The sequence below is a fragment of the Desulfopila sp. IMCC35006 genome (assembly GCF_005116645.1).
GTDB lineage: Bacteria > Desulfobacterota > Desulfobulbia > Desulfobulbales > Desulfocapsaceae > Desulforhopalus_A.
Genome location: NZ_SWCM01000011.1, coordinates 204,215 through 217,601 on the forward strand (window position 1 = coordinate 204,215; position 13,387 = coordinate 217,601).

Below are 13,387 nucleotides of genomic sequence, written 5' to 3' on the forward strand. Positions count from 1 at the left end.
AAAATATGTAGCACAAAAAAATCCGGCCTCAAGCCTGCCGAGCAAACTTTGCGGCACGCTCAACCGATTCTGGTTCCGGACGCCGTCCGGTGTAAAGCACGAATTGTTCGACAGCCTGGAGTGTCATCACTTCTGCGCCGCTGATGACTGGTTTACCCAGGGATCGGGCGATACGAATGAGCGGAGTCTCCGGCGGAAGTGCCACAACATCGAAAACACATTTGGCTACGCGAACCTCCGCTTCGGTAAATGGAAGAACCTCGGCCTCCGAACCACCCGCCATACCGATTGGTGTCACGTTAATCAAAAGTCCGGGTGTATCGTCTGTCGCCAAATCCGGTTTCCAATTGTAACCATAATGGGCAGCCAGAGCTGTCCCCGCTTTCTCATTGCGTGCGAGGATCGTCCCCCGGGTGAAGCCCGCATTGTACAAGGCACAGGCAACGGCCTTGGCCATGCCACCACTGCCACGCAGGGCAAACTCCAACTTCGGGGTAATTGCGTGTGACTTCAAAAGCGAATAGACAGCGATATAATCTGTATTGTAACCCTTTAAAGAGCCGTCCGTGTTGACGATGGTGTTGACCGATTGAATGTCAGCAGCCGAGGGATCAATCTCGTCGAGCAGCATCATACAGTCCTCCTTGAAAGGCATGGATACTGCGCAACCACGAATCCCGAGTGCACGGATACCAGTGATCACTCCTGGTAGGTCTTTCGTACTAAAAGCCTTGTAGACGTAATTAAGGCCCAACTCCCGGTAGAGATAGTTATGGAAGCGAGTCCCTGTGTTACCTGGCCGACCGGATAAAGACATGCAGAGTTGGGTGTCTTTATTGATGTATAATTCCATAACGAGAGATTGTACTTGCGAGATAAAAGTTGGTCAAACGATAATTAAACTGAATTCCGCGGGTAAAATCAACGACGGATTGAAGTTGTCGTCAATAGTAGCTCCGCATCTCACTTCCATTCTTATTAACTGAAAGAAGTTTTTGATGGGAACAGCTTCCAGTTCAAGTTTTGAGATTAATGTTGCCACTTTGAATGTGCCGTTTTTATGCCAAGTCCTAAGTTGTATGGTGCTACTTTTCGCCTTTTCACCAATATCCTTCAAAATCTGATCTCTTAAAATTTTTACCTAGCAGAATGTACAGCAACACTCCGACCTCACGACTCTGGATCAAACCCGAATACTCGAAGCTCCTGATCACAGCGACACGCTTTCGCGAAACGTGCGGCCCATGCGATGGCCTCCTTATTTGAAGGCAGCTCAAGTACAGTGAATCCACCAGTGAGCGGAGGCGCCCACGGGTAGCCTCCCTCAGCGACTGAGCCATTAGCCGAAACTAGAACGGGCGGTACTGTTTCATCAATACCACCGCCGAAAACGTAGAAGCCCGCTTCCTTCGCCTCGCGTATTACGGCATGAGCGTCTCGACCCACCGCCTCCCACTCACTGTCGGGTACATTCATTGCAGCACTGGGAAATGAGATTAGATACTTTGCCATGATCTTCTTCCTCTAAGAATTTTTGTCAGCATCTGGATTACCTAAGTTTTGTCAGTTTTCTGCCTGTTGTTTTTCCATATATTTTATGCCGCTGATCTCAGGAGAAGAACTCCTATAGAATTTCTAAGTTTTTCATCAGAGAAATCATATCTACCAAGCAGGTTGACGTGTGTCCAGGCAACTGGAGAATGGGTTTCAATGAATCGAATAAGGTTTTCCCGGCTCTGTGCATCTTTTGTTTTCACCGGCGTTTGTGAGAGATACAAATAATTCCAGCAGATTATGCAATTCTTGATCAAACGATTACAGGACTCAGCAATCTCCTGATCCTCTTTCTCAGCCTGGGTGAACTCATATAGGCTGCCGACAGCCACGGCACGAGTAAACTTGTTGGCCAGCTCTACCTTGTTAAGCTGCTTTTCGATGGCTTGCCTGAGTTCTAAATCGTCTATGTAACGCAAGATGAAAAATGATTTGATGATCTGACCGAATGCCTTGAGAGTTTGGTATAAGCTGTGTTGTTTTGAATAGGAATTCAATCGTCGGAATATATCTAAGGCCGTAGTCTTCTTGAGTTTGATCGTCGCAACAAGCCGCAGGAGATCATCCCAATGCTCCCTGATCAGTTTATCATTGATGTATTTAAGCACTCCAGACTTGCTCGACAGGAGCGTCAACGGTGGTTTCAATATTAATTTTCATGGTGGATATCCTCTTTTATGGCGTTGTTAGGCGGTTTGTTGATTCGCTGCATAGATACAAAGATTTAAGCCCCAAGCGACATTGTCTTCACTTCACCGGAACGTTTGTAATTAGCAACAATAACGCCGAGTGGCGTTATTGTGCTGTCGATTAATTTTAAAGTTGCCGGAATCGTACCTTCGGCAAATAGTCGTTTGCCTGGGCCGAGCGTTATAGGGAAAATTTTGAGCCACAATTCATCAACCAAATCGTGCTTCAAGAGCGTCTGTATCAAGTTGCAGCTACCCCAAACGTGCAGGTTGGGGCCGCCATCACTTTTAAGTTTCTTCACCTTTTCGGCAACGTTGCCAGAAAGAAGCACAGAATTCTCCCAATCAAGCTTGAGCGATGAGTCGTGAGACGCAACATACTTTTTTACTTCGTTGATGCCGGGCCAATCAACAGAGTGGTGCGGCCAGTACCCTGCGAAGATTTCGTAAGTCTTCCGACCTAGAAGCAGCTCAGATCGTTCTAACGACATCTGCTGTCTCATCACCTTGCCCGAAAATTCGTCCATGTAGGGACCCACCCAACCGCCGTACTTGAAACCTTCCGTAGTATCTTCTTCGGGGCCTCCAGGCGCTTGGATCACGCCGTCGAGGGTTATAAATAATACGACAATAATTTTTCTCATATTTTCAACTCATTAAGCTTAATTAATGTTGGCCTGCCTTGTCGCTAAGGGACGGGCGCGATAGCGACTGTCCCACTTGAGCGAAGTGTTTAGGCATATAGACAAATGCTAGAAGTTTAAAGCTTACTGCATGGAGTGTAGGCCGATCGTATTGCCTTCCGTATCGTGCACCAGTGCAATAAACCCATATTCGCCGATAGACATTTTTTCGCTGAATATACTGCCACCGTTTTTGGCGGCACGGGCGGCGACTACCGCACAATCTTCACAGCCAAAATAGACTAATGTACCGCCACCGCCAGGATTGTAGCCATCCATTTTTACCAGCATTCCATTTGCGCCAGGTGTGGTCATGGCGGCATCTTTATCCATAGGAAAGCTCCACATTTCCATATTCTTTTCTTCAGATATCTCCTCGGTCGGAGCAGGCATTAATTCCAGCTTAACTTCTAGTGTGGCTTCGTAGAACGCTTTGGCGCGCGCCATATTTTCTACATAAATTTCAAACCAGACAACGGGATTGCTTTTCATGATGTTTTTCCTTTGGTGAGTTGATAGTAATAACGCCTAACGAGCATATTTAGACGCGCCGCGAAGCAGCTTTGGCTGCAACTGTTTGTTGTTGCACCGGCTTTTCAGCCACGGCGTGCTGTCTCGATCGTTGCTATGTCGATCTTGTGCATCGTCATCATCGCATCGAACGCGCGCTTAGCGGCAGCGGGATCCGGATCGGTGATCGCTTCCGTCAGGGCCAGCGGCGTGATCTGCCAAGACAATCCCCATTTGTCCTTGCACCAGCCGCAGGCACTCTCTTGGCCGCCATTGCTGACGATGGCGTTCCAATAGCGATCCGTCTCGGCTTGATCTTCGGTGGCAATCTGGAACGAGAATGCTTCAGTCTGTTTGAACGTGGGTCCACCGTTGATTCCGAGGCACGGTATACCCAACACGGTAAACTGGACCGTCAACACATCTCCTTTCTTCCCGGACGGAAAGTCCCCCGGTGCGCGATGCACAGCATCGACTGAAGAGTCGTGAAAGGTCGCAGCGTAAAAGCGTGCAGCGTTTTCGGCGTCTTTGTCATACCAGAGGCAAATTGTGTTCTTGGCGATCTTTTTCATGTTGCTACTCTATTGAGATTTGAGGTTAGGCCATCCTCGCGCGGCGTCAACGCGTCGGTTATTGGCTGTCTAACGCCTTGCATTAGCGGCGCAGCTTTGCTGCTTCGCCTGCTTGCGCATGTTAGATACTCTTACGCCCATGACTCAGTGTCCTTGCAAACAAGGTGAATGATTGAGGCTGGACTTGATATCCAGAACGCTTGAAAGCCTTGCGGCAAAGGCTCTATTTCGTCACAGCGAACAACGCCAGCCGCTTTGAGATGCTCTGAAGCTGCTGCAATGTCATTGGTGACTACCTCAAACCAAATTTCAGCGTGGCTGATACCCGGAACGCGATCTATCCAGAGGTTGTTTGAGCCGAAATCGAAGCCTACAGAAGGAGCGTGTTTCGTTATTTCTTTAAGGCTGAGCACATCTCGATAGAACTGAACGGTTGCCTCGTATACATGAGGCGGAACCTTCATTGCGATGTTGCGGCCAGCAGTGAATGTCGCTTGCTTCGTCATGTACATTCCTCCAAGATTCCTGATGCTAGAGCATTTATCCAAACCTGAGATTCATATCTCTACGAGCGTTTTAAATCCGCCATAGACCATGCGTTTACAGTCAAAAGGCTGGGAGCCCGGCTCCATCATGTCGGCGAGGCGCGGGTCCTTCATGACTGCGGCGTTGACCTTATCACGGTGTTCCCGTGATTCGTAGACGATCCAGGCGAAGACAACCGTCTCTCCGGGTTCCGCTTTCGCTGCACTTGGAAAGGAGACCATGTCTTTCACATTCAGGTCGTCACCGATGCACTCCCGATACTCGAGCGCCCCATGCTCCTTCCATATCGCACCTGCTATTTCGGCAATGCGACGGTATTCATCGAGCTTGTCTTCTGGTACCGGGATAACAAACCCATCTATATATTTTTCCATGACAATTCTCCTTTAAGCGTGCGGTGTTAATTCCCTGACGGGACGAACCTCTATACTGCCCACCCGTGCTGGTGGGATTTTGGACGCGACCTGAATGGCCTCATTCAGGTCCCTGGCCTCGATCAGGTAAAACCCGGCCAACTGCTCCTTGGTTTCGGCGAAAGGGCCGTCGGTGATGGACAGCTTGCTGTTGCGGACACGTACGGTGGTGGCGGTCCGAACTGGTTCCAGAGCTTCTCCGCCAAGCATGTATCCGTCATTGCTGAGCATCTCGGCACAGGCCAAACATTCGGCATCTTCGGGACTCTCGGGCAGGCTATGGAGTTTTTCTTCATTGCAGTAGACCAGACAGAGATATTTCATTTTTTCCTCCTGTGTGTGCTTATTTGCTCTTTTAATAGATAGTCGTTTGGCAGCTCGGAAAATCGACACCATTTTCTCCGGCGGGGTGTTTTTTTTGAGATGTCTCGTTTCAGGATGGATTCTCTTACGTTTTCTTGTCCGGTAATTCTGCCAGTCGTCGTTTGAGCAGGCGTCGCTCGGGTTCTTGTTGGGTGAGCCCGAGGGCTCGTTCGTAGCCAGCCCGGGCCGCTGCTGCCTGCCCGAGTCGCCGATACAGTTCCGCCTGTGCTGTATGTGCGAGCGGGTAATCTATTAATTCACCTTGCTGCAGGAGAGTGTCGATGAGGCATATACCCGCCGCCGGACCGTCGCGCATAGCTACCGCCACGGCACGGTTGAGTTCAACGATGGAGGATTGTTGCACCTGCAGCAGCACATCATACAGGCCGACGATCTCTTCCCAGTCTGTTTGATCGGCGCTCTGTGCATCGGCATGGACTGCAATGATGGCTGCCTGCAGCGTATAGGGGCCGGCTCTTCCCATCGATAAGGCTTGTTGAACCAATGCTGACCCTTCGGCGATCTGACCCCGGTTCCATAGCCGCCGGTTCTGGTCTTCCAGCGGGACGACTTCGCCTTCCCGGGTGGTGCGTGCTGCACGGCGCGACTCGTGGAGTACCATCAGGGCCAGCAGGCCAAGTACTTCGGGGTCGGGCACCAATTGAGTCAGCAATCTGCCAAGGCGGATGGCCTCAGCCGAGAGATCTGGCCGGGTCAAAGAGCCGCCGGATGATGCAAAATATCCCTCATTGAAGACTAAATAGATTATCCGCAGGACGCTGTCCAGCCGTTCCGAAAGTTGGTACCTGGACGGTACCTCGTAGGGAATGTTCGCGTCCCGGATCTTGGCCTTTGCCCGCACGATGCGTTGGGCGATGGTAGTGGGTGAGATGAGAAAGGCATGGGCGATAGCTTCTGTCGTCAGCCCGCACACCTCTCGGAGTGTCAGCGCGACCTGTCCGTCCGGGGGGAGTGCCGGGTGGCAGCAGGTAAAAAGCAGCCGCAGCATATCATCTTGTATTTCTTGGTCATTGTGAATTTCTTCTTGAGAAACGTCAGATTCCAGCTGTTCGGCAAGCGTTGTCAGCGAATCATTGAAGCGGGAACGTCGTCGTATATGATCAATGGCTCTGAAACGGCCGGTTGATATCAGCCACGAGCGAGGTTTGGCGGGAATGCCATCCCGCGGCCATTGCTGCAGTGCCGCAATGAACGCATCGTGCAAAGCCTGTTCGGCGAGTTCGAAATCACCTAGCAGGCGGATCAATGTTGCCAGCACCCGCCGAGATTCGCCACGGTATATATCATCAACCGTCTTATGCACTCTTTCTAGAGGGATATCGCTCATGAGTGACGATCCTCCGGCGAGTTGAGATGCTGATCGGTGCAATTTCCCTGTTGTTGTCTTTGGCGAAAAGTGGACCGACAGCAATGGTGGTAAGATTAAAAAAATTATCCGGCTACTCGGTTATAGTATATCCGCACACAGGGAGAGGCAAGCGACTACAGGGCAGTGCTCTTCAACTCATCCTGAAGTATTCCTTAAGGTTTTAACGAATAACATCTCTGGATAGTCTTATGGCACTGGAAGTATTTTTAGTAAGTTTAGCTGTCAAAGATCTTGATGTCTCAAAATCTTTTTATGAGAAACTGGGATTCCACGTTTCCAGCGGAAACACAGCGCAGAATTGGCTGATAATGAAAAACGGGGAGTATCTCGTTGGCTTTTTCAGGTGATGTTTGGAAAATTCTTTAGCCCTATTCTCGAAACACTTCAAAGTTTCCATTTTCCAGGGGAAGAGATGTATCTTGGTAATCTGCGATCGGTGAGTACACCTCCTAACTTTAGACTATTCATGAGATACGCTCTCACCACCAAAGAAGAAAGATAATTGCCGTTGATCAGGCAAGCGTGTGCCACAAATCATCCAGTTCGCTGGGTAGACCGTGGCAATCCCAACCCGAGTAGTCGGTAGGGTAGCTGATACAATGGAGTAATTCATTGTATCAGCGCTGGGATCAATGCACAGGTATGGGTTTATCCTATGACTTCATTCAGTTTATCCAAGATACATCCCCAGCCTCCCTCGTGTCCTGATCGGGATTCTTCATCAATAAACCTAACGTGAGATAGCGAAATTTTCGTCTTGTTTCCATCTATCCTTGTGAAATGTAACTTCACCGTGCTGTTTTCAACAACTGAGTTTTGAGACACCCACGTAAAAACAAGCTCGTCTGGGCGACTAATTTTTATATACTTCCCTGAATGCGGTAGTTTTTCACCTTGACAATCCATGATAAAAGTAAAACTGCCACCTTCATGCACATCGAGTTCTTCCACAACGGTCTCAGGCATATCAGGCATTCCCATCATAAACTTCGGCAAAATTTTTGGGTTTAACCACGCATCGAATACAACCTCGATTGGTGCACTGATAACCTTCTCTATATTCACTTTGAGATCAGCCATTTTGATTACCTCCGTCTTTCAAGATTTCATCAAGTTTTTCCAAACGCAATTCCCAAATCGATTTAAGCTCTTTAAACCAGTTTTCAACCAATCTGACTCGTTCAATTTTAGGCTCAATCCAATGGGTTCTGCCGATGGTTTTGCGGACAACTAGTCCAGTCTTTTCCAACACTTTTATGTGCTTGGATATTCCATTAAGCGACATATCATAACTCTCCGCCAGATCCGTGACACGACTTGTGCCTTGCTGGCAGAGTTGCGTTAAGAGAGAGCGACGTGTTGTATCGCTCACAGCTTTCAATATTTCAGAAAGATCGTTATCGTTATTATATTCAACCATACAGTTGAATATAATCAAGCATCTCTGTTCGTCAACCGTATGGTTGAATATTTATTTATAGAAAAAATCTTGAGAAAGCAAAAACGAGGGGAGTTTATGTTTTTTTTCCTGGAGAAAAATTATTAGGGCAACAGACTCGACAAGTGCAGATGTGCTCGGGTTATAAATGGCGAAAAAGCAGTGCAGCAAAAATTGCTTTATCTGTATGTTGCTAATGGCAGGGCTAAGTGTACAAAAAAATTTTAATGTCAACCTTCTTCCTGACAGGGTAGAACAGGCTAAATCTAGAGAATTGATAAGAAATGGAGTAACTGCAAAGTAAAGATTGCCAAAGAGACTATAGGCATGGTTATACTGAGGAGTGGAAACTACTGCCTTTAGTTGCCTGATAAGGCTTGACTTCTTTCTTTATCTGCATCCCTACTTTGTCTTGTGCTACTTTCATGTTGTACCGAAGCTGAAGATTGAGCCAAAACTCTGGTTCAATTCCAAAATATTGTCCAAGCCTCAAGGCAGTGTCAGCTGTTATCTCTCTTTTTCCACGAACAATCTGATTTATGCGGTTCGGGGGCACATTGAGATCTCTTGCTAATTGAGCCTGTGAAATCTCCATAGGCTCTAGGAACTCTTCGAACAGGATCTCGCCAGGGGATATGGGAGCTAATTTCTCGTCCATTTTTTACCTCAATGATAATCTACTATCTCGACATTCTGTGCATTTCCATCAATCCATACAAAGCAGATTCGCCACTGATTGTTGATGCGTATAGAATATTGCCACTTTCGATCTCCTTTCAGGGCTTCTAATCGATTTCCCGGAGGAACACGCAGGCTGTCAAGCGATACAGCGGCATTCAAAACTTCCAACTTGATACGAGCCTTTCTTTCGATTTGGTGAAATCTTTTGACACCGTAATCGTTAAACAGTTTCTCTGTATCTTTGCAGTTGAAGGATGCTATCATGATTTCATGATATTACGTGTGACGTAACGCGTCAATACATTTAACCTGTAATCCCCCGACAATCGTTTTCCTGAAACCAAAAGTGCTTGTTTGAAAACGACCAGATCATTATTGCAAAGATCAAGGTTCGTGTTGCCAACCATAGGGAAAGTCAGGAATTTCAGCTTAAGGTAACTCCTGTATGTTGACCTGCATACTTCCCTGGAATTGTTCAGAAATGGAGCAACTGTGGAGTGAACCTTACCAAAGAATCTGTTGAAAATGCGTAGACCTTATATTGTCCCTGTTTCCTGAACATGGAATTCTCGTAATTAGAGAATCTCTATTAAACAGCTAGCGAAATTATGGACATTACGTGCTCTAATCGTCTCTGGCGTTACTTTCTTGCCATCCCATCACCAAGTTGCTCCAGTTCTTCTGCTGCAATTAGGCGGTAACTTGTACTTCGTCCCCCGCCCGGATTTTGAATCAGAATGTGGCGGGCGACGAGTTCCCGCACATCCCTGAGTGCAGTGTCGGATGAGCATTTGACAAACTTGGCATATTTCGATGTGGTCATGTGTCCCTTAAAATTGTCGAGCATGCGGTTAATGATTAGGCGCTGTCGCTCATTCACTGGATCAGGATTAATCCGGTTCCACAGTTCCGCTTTAAAGAGAACCGAGGACAGTGTCTCTTCTGCGTTAATAACAGCGCGCAAAAAGCAATTTAAAAACCAGGACAGCCAAGATGTAATATCCACACTGCCTTTTTGCTGTCTCTCGAGCTGCGCGTAATATGCTTTACGTTCTTGCTCAATCTGTCTGGACATAGAATAGAAGCGATTGGACGTCCCATCTGCCCTTGCCAGAGCCATGTCTGCAATTGCACGTGCAATCCGCCCATTCCCATCTTCGAATGGGTGAATAGTGACAAACCATAGATGGGCAATACCCGCTTTAAGCACAGGGTCAAGCTTCAACTCGGTTCCAAACCATGAGAAAAACTTCTGCATTTCCGCATCAAGCCTGGATGCTTCGGGCGCTTCATAATGTACCGTTTCATGCCCTATTGGGCCAGACACAACTTGCATCGGGCCCGCTTCCGCTGGTCGCCAAGCACCAACGGTAATGCGGTGCATACCGCTTCGGCCTGTCGGAAACAAAGCCGCATGCCAGTCAAACAAGCGTTCCGCAGTCAAAACCTGATCGAAATTTTGCGTCGCATCCAGCATCATCTCAACAATGCCATCAACATCGCGACCGACAGGCTTGTCTTTTGGTAAAGGAATGCCTAATCTTCGAGCAATAGAAGATCGGACTTCATCAGTATCCAGTCTTTCGCCCTCTATTGCCGACGATGTCACAACATCAGTTGTGAGGATATTCAGGTTAGCCTCCTGCTGGATCGGGAAACCTAACGTCTCCATTTTGCCCAGTAAGCGACCCTGCCGGTGACGAGCCTCGACGAGCAATGACGCAAGGGCTTTGTCGTCCCAGATGAAGTTTGGCCATTCTTTCTTTTCATAAATCCACATGCATAATCTCCGTATCACATGCGGTGATTATAGCGACTAATTGCCGCAATGGCCACCAAAAACCGTAAATAATGCGGCGAATATCGGCATTAAACGCCGCAAATGGTCTCCATTCAGGAGAACAACGTGACGTTTTTGACAACACTATTTCGTGAATCCGAAGACTACGGTTCGTGTTGCCAATGTTAAGAGGTAAATCAAGAGGCTACGTTGAGATGTTCCTGAGAGGGTAGAGACGCATAATTCCGAGGAATTGTTCAGAAATGGAGCAACCGCAACCCAAAGATATCCAAAGACTCTCACAAGTTCAACGGCACTCCAACCTGGGAAGTTCACTATTGCTTTAAACGAGGGAGAAAAAGCTACTCGCCCGTAGATGTACTTCTATCCATGAAGCGTCTCAATCCACCGAATGGCCTCGGTGTCATTTACTTTTCCAAGATACCGCTGCGTAGTTGACAGGTCAGAATGTCGTAGAATAACCTTGCTGATGATTTCTGTGGGAGTTCCAGACCTTGATGCATAGGTTGCGGCATGTCGCCTCTCGCCATCAATTCCAGCATGAGTCGATTTCTTGTGTTTGTGGTTCGAAAGATAATCTCATCAACTTTCTCTTTATCGATAATATTCCATTGAATAGCCTTTGGGCGTTTGAAGATCTTTCTGATGATAGAACCGTTGCAGGGATTGGTAAGTGCCGGGAGTCCGGTGTTGATTATGAAGTTGTAGAAAGATGAAAGAACTGAGTACCGATTCCGTTTGGTGGCCTGCTTGTTATTTTTCGTCAAAGAAAGAAGAAACTCTAAAACTTCCTCTTGGGATATGCTGGCGAGATCATGTGTGCCGAAACGATCCGTGAACCGGTGCAGGACAAATTCACATGTCTTGATGATATTTTTTTTTTCGAATTGGCCTGGTGATACTGCAGATGAAAATCGACTGCTTGTGGTACTTTCATGGTGCACGTCCTATGGATGTGGTTTATGAGCAATGTGCCCTCACTGAAGTATACGACATGATGTATAAAGGTGTTGGTAACGCTTACTGGGTGAGTGAAAAGTCGGTGGTCGAGTTCGAGCGTCACCGGGCGTTATCGATGGACGGGATGCAACAAGAAATCTTCAGGTTGCATTACGGTCGATGTTCCTTCAACCAGTCGCGAAGAGCGGAATTCATACGGCTCTGCCAACCTTTGCCAGTGGATTTGAAGGCATCGAGAATGTCGTTGTCAAACCTGACGGTAGTCGATTTCTTCTGCCCTGTTCCTGGTGGTCGGCCACGCAGGGCCTTTTTGATCGTTTTCTGTGCTGCATCACGAGAAACGACTTTTTCGCCGATCGCCCATACGCCGCGGGCAAAATCCTCGTCGGTCAGCTCCGGGGCGTCGTCTGGATCACTCCAGATGCTTGGAATATTTTTCTTTTTCGCGGTCATTTGCGTACCTCATTGAAATAACGCGGCGGGCTTTGCCACGCGGTGGCCAGACCAGAACCACCGCCCGAAGATCAAGCAGACCGATGGAGATATATCTCGTCTCGCCATAATCCCTGCGGATATACTCAATGGTGACAGTGACCGAAGCAAAGATTTCGCCAGCTCTTGCAAAGTCAAGGCCACGTTCCTGCAATGTTTTATTGCGCTTGTCCTGGTCGAATTCTATTTCCATGGATTATTGTAGTAACAAAAAACATTAAAGCCAATATCACTGATGAAGTGACGGTGGAGTTTGAGAAGCACCAGGAAATTTCTATGGATTCGGTATAATAACACCAAATCACAAACAGCAGCGCTGCCGATTGAACGGCAAGCAAATATAACCAGTTTTAGTGTAAAGATGTTAAATGGAGCAACTTTTCAGTTTTCAACCAATTTCATGGAGAAGCTCTACTTTTTAACCTTCCTCAGGTTCAGAGGTGATCGTAGGTGTACAATACCCTAAGGCGGAAAGCAGTGAGGTCACTTTTTTTTACGCGCCGTTAATCCTGAGTTCCCGAAATAATGTGAAGATGATAGAGGTAAATATATGATAGCTAATATAATGTCTTCAATTGTTTGAATTTTTAGCTCATTACATTGCATGTGGCTGTAACGAGGTAAGGTGGAGTAGTATTCGACAATTACCCAAGACAAAACAATAACGCATCTTTTGTCTATATAACTGAATATGTGAGTTTATTTAACTAAGAAAAGCAAAAGGGCAAATAATTTGTACTACAATTCAGTATCATTCGTCTCTACTCGTTACAATAACACGGGAATTTAGGGTTAATGCTAAAAGCGGCGATTTGACTAATCAACCGGACAGGATAGCAGTATCTTCAAGGAAAATCTCCAGTTCGGCAAGATCGATTTCAGAAAGGTTGAGTAGGTGAGCCTCTTCGTTTGCTGACAATTCTAAAGTGGGGTCTATCGCCAAGCCGATACCAAGTTTGAGGCAAGCCATATTGCTGAGACGAACGAGCAGAAGAAGAAGATTCTTTCCGTCAAAGTCAATTTTGTGGTGGTCTTTTGCAATGACACAGTATTCTTCGGGTAGATTCCACTGCTTCATGAGGCTGTATCCCTGTTCTGTGTGCAAAAGGTTCATCGCTTCCATGATTAATTCGTTGGTAATGGACAGATTCTTATCCTTTTGTTTCATCTGATCAGCCACCATCAGGACAAACAGTTTACCCACGTCATGAAAGAGTCCGGCAAAAAATGCGTGGCTTTTAAATTCATCCAGTTTGCATCGCTTTGAGAGCCACTGCACTCCGAGAGCACATCCC

21 protein-coding genes are annotated in these 13,387 nt (G+C 47.2%); 2 read left to right on the plus strand and 19 right to left on the minus strand.

The features are described 5' to 3' along the window. Positions 1-28: 28 nt before the first annotated feature. The 11 genes from FCL47_RS17900 to FCL47_RS17950 form a co-directional block, all read right to left on the minus strand. Positions 29-853: a shikimate 5-dehydrogenase gene (locus tag FCL47_RS17900; RefSeq protein ID WP_136814934.1), complete on the minus strand. Its 825-nt coding sequence runs from the start codon at positions 851-853 to the stop codon at positions 29-31. Between the two features lie 33 nt (positions 854-886). Then, positions 887-1,117, minus strand: coding sequence for a hypothetical protein (locus tag FCL47_RS17905; RefSeq protein WP_136814935.1), 231 nt, complete (start codon positions 1,115-1,117; stop codon positions 887-889). Between the two features lie 53 nt (positions 1,118-1,170). Next, a complete protein-coding gene (locus FCL47_RS25715) occupies positions 1,171-1,512 on the minus strand; it encodes a YciI family protein (protein WP_136814937.1) in 342 nt (113 codons plus the stop codon). Between the two features lie 83 nt (positions 1,513-1,595). Then, a complete protein-coding gene (locus FCL47_RS17915) occupies positions 1,596-2,201 on the minus strand; it encodes a Tn3 family transposase (protein WP_167496550.1) in 606 nt (201 codons plus the stop codon). 77 nt (positions 2,202-2,278) lie between these two features. Continuing rightward, positions 2,279-2,887, minus strand: a complete 609-nt coding sequence (locus FCL47_RS17920; protein WP_136814941.1) for a dihydrofolate reductase family protein — start codon at positions 2,885-2,887, stop codon at positions 2,279-2,281. A gap of 123 nt (positions 2,888-3,010) precedes the next feature. Continuing rightward, positions 3,011-3,418 (minus strand): VOC family protein, encoded by a 408-nt coding sequence (locus FCL47_RS17925; RefSeq protein ID WP_136814942.1) that lies wholly within the window; start codon positions 3,416-3,418, stop codon positions 3,011-3,013. A gap of 104 nt (positions 3,419-3,522) precedes the next feature. After that, positions 3,523-4,008, minus strand: a complete 486-nt coding sequence (locus FCL47_RS17930) for a VOC family protein (protein WP_136814944.1) — start codon at positions 4,006-4,008, stop codon at positions 3,523-3,525. Between the two features lie 131 nt (positions 4,009-4,139). Further along, complete coding sequence (locus FCL47_RS17935; protein ID WP_136814946.1) at positions 4,140-4,514, minus strand: hypothetical protein; 375 nt, start codon at positions 4,512-4,514, stop codon at positions 4,140-4,142. Positions 4,515-4,565: 51 nt separating this feature from the next. After that, complete coding sequence (locus tag FCL47_RS17940) at positions 4,566-4,928, minus strand: DUF1428 domain-containing protein (RefSeq protein ID WP_136814948.1); 363 nt, start codon at positions 4,926-4,928, stop codon at positions 4,566-4,568. A gap of 12 nt (positions 4,929-4,940) precedes the next feature. After that, positions 4,941-5,291: a YciI family protein gene (locus FCL47_RS17945; RefSeq protein WP_136814950.1), complete on the minus strand. Its 351-nt coding sequence runs from the start codon at positions 5,289-5,291 to the stop codon at positions 4,941-4,943. Between the two features lie 124 nt (positions 5,292-5,415). Further along, complete coding sequence (locus FCL47_RS17950) at positions 5,416-6,678, minus strand: RNA polymerase sigma factor (protein WP_205747358.1); 1,263 nt, start codon at positions 6,676-6,678, stop codon at positions 5,416-5,418. Positions 6,679-6,908: 230 nt separating this feature from the next. On the opposite strand from FCL47_RS17950, the gene FCL47_RS24435 reads away from it, so the two are divergent. Continuing rightward, entirely contained in the window at positions 6,909-7,067 is a 159-nt protein-coding gene (locus tag FCL47_RS24435) for a hypothetical protein (RefSeq protein WP_153306377.1), read from the plus strand. A gap of 301 nt (positions 7,068-7,368) precedes the next feature. On the opposite strand, the gene FCL47_RS17955 is transcribed toward FCL47_RS24435, so the two are convergent. From FCL47_RS17955 to FCL47_RS17975, 5 genes are all read right to left on the minus strand, one after another. Further along, entirely contained in the window at positions 7,369-7,800 is a 432-nt protein-coding gene (locus tag FCL47_RS17955) for an SRPBCC domain-containing protein (RefSeq protein ID WP_136814951.1), read from the minus strand. Then, entirely contained in the window at positions 7,793-8,158 is a 366-nt protein-coding gene (locus FCL47_RS17960; protein ID WP_205747359.1) for a helix-turn-helix transcriptional regulator, read from the minus strand. The genes FCL47_RS17955 and FCL47_RS17960 overlap by 8 nt, the downstream gene beginning before the upstream one ends. A 331-nt stretch (positions 8,159-8,489) precedes the next feature. Beyond that, positions 8,490-8,816 (minus strand): HigA family addiction module antitoxin, encoded by a 327-nt coding sequence (locus FCL47_RS17965; RefSeq protein WP_136814953.1) that lies wholly within the window; start codon positions 8,814-8,816, stop codon positions 8,490-8,492. Between the two features lie 8 nt (positions 8,817-8,824). Beyond that, positions 8,825-9,103 (minus strand): type II toxin-antitoxin system RelE/ParE family toxin, encoded by a 279-nt coding sequence (locus tag FCL47_RS17970; RefSeq protein ID WP_136814955.1) that lies wholly within the window; start codon positions 9,101-9,103, stop codon positions 8,825-8,827. Between the two features lie 376 nt (positions 9,104-9,479). After that, positions 9,480-10,619 (minus strand): Fic family protein, encoded by a 1,140-nt coding sequence (locus FCL47_RS17975; RefSeq protein ID WP_136814958.1) that lies wholly within the window; start codon positions 10,617-10,619, stop codon positions 9,480-9,482. A gap of 515 nt (positions 10,620-11,134) precedes the next feature. On the opposite strand from FCL47_RS17975, the gene FCL47_RS24440 reads away from it, so the two are divergent. Then, on the plus strand, positions 11,135-11,356 hold the full coding sequence (locus FCL47_RS24440) for a hypothetical protein (protein ID WP_153306378.1): 222 nt from the start codon (positions 11,135-11,137) through the stop codon (positions 11,354-11,356). Between the two features lie 394 nt (positions 11,357-11,750). Here FCL47_RS24440 and FCL47_RS17985 read toward each other — a convergent pair whose 3' ends face one another. The 3 genes from FCL47_RS17985 to FCL47_RS17995 form a co-directional block, all read right to left on the minus strand. Continuing rightward, a complete protein-coding gene (locus FCL47_RS17985) occupies positions 11,751-12,053 on the minus strand; it encodes a BrnA antitoxin family protein (protein ID WP_136814960.1) in 303 nt (100 codons plus the stop codon). Then, positions 12,013-12,285, minus strand: a complete 273-nt coding sequence (locus FCL47_RS17990) for a BrnT family toxin (RefSeq protein WP_136814961.1) — start codon at positions 12,283-12,285, stop codon at positions 12,013-12,015. Before FCL47_RS17990 ends, FCL47_RS17985 begins: the two co-directional genes overlap by 41 nt. Positions 12,286-12,912: 627 nt before the next feature. Further along, on the minus strand, positions 12,913-13,387 hold a 475-nt coding region (locus tag FCL47_RS17995), incomplete at its 5' end, for an HDOD domain-containing protein (RefSeq protein ID WP_136814963.1).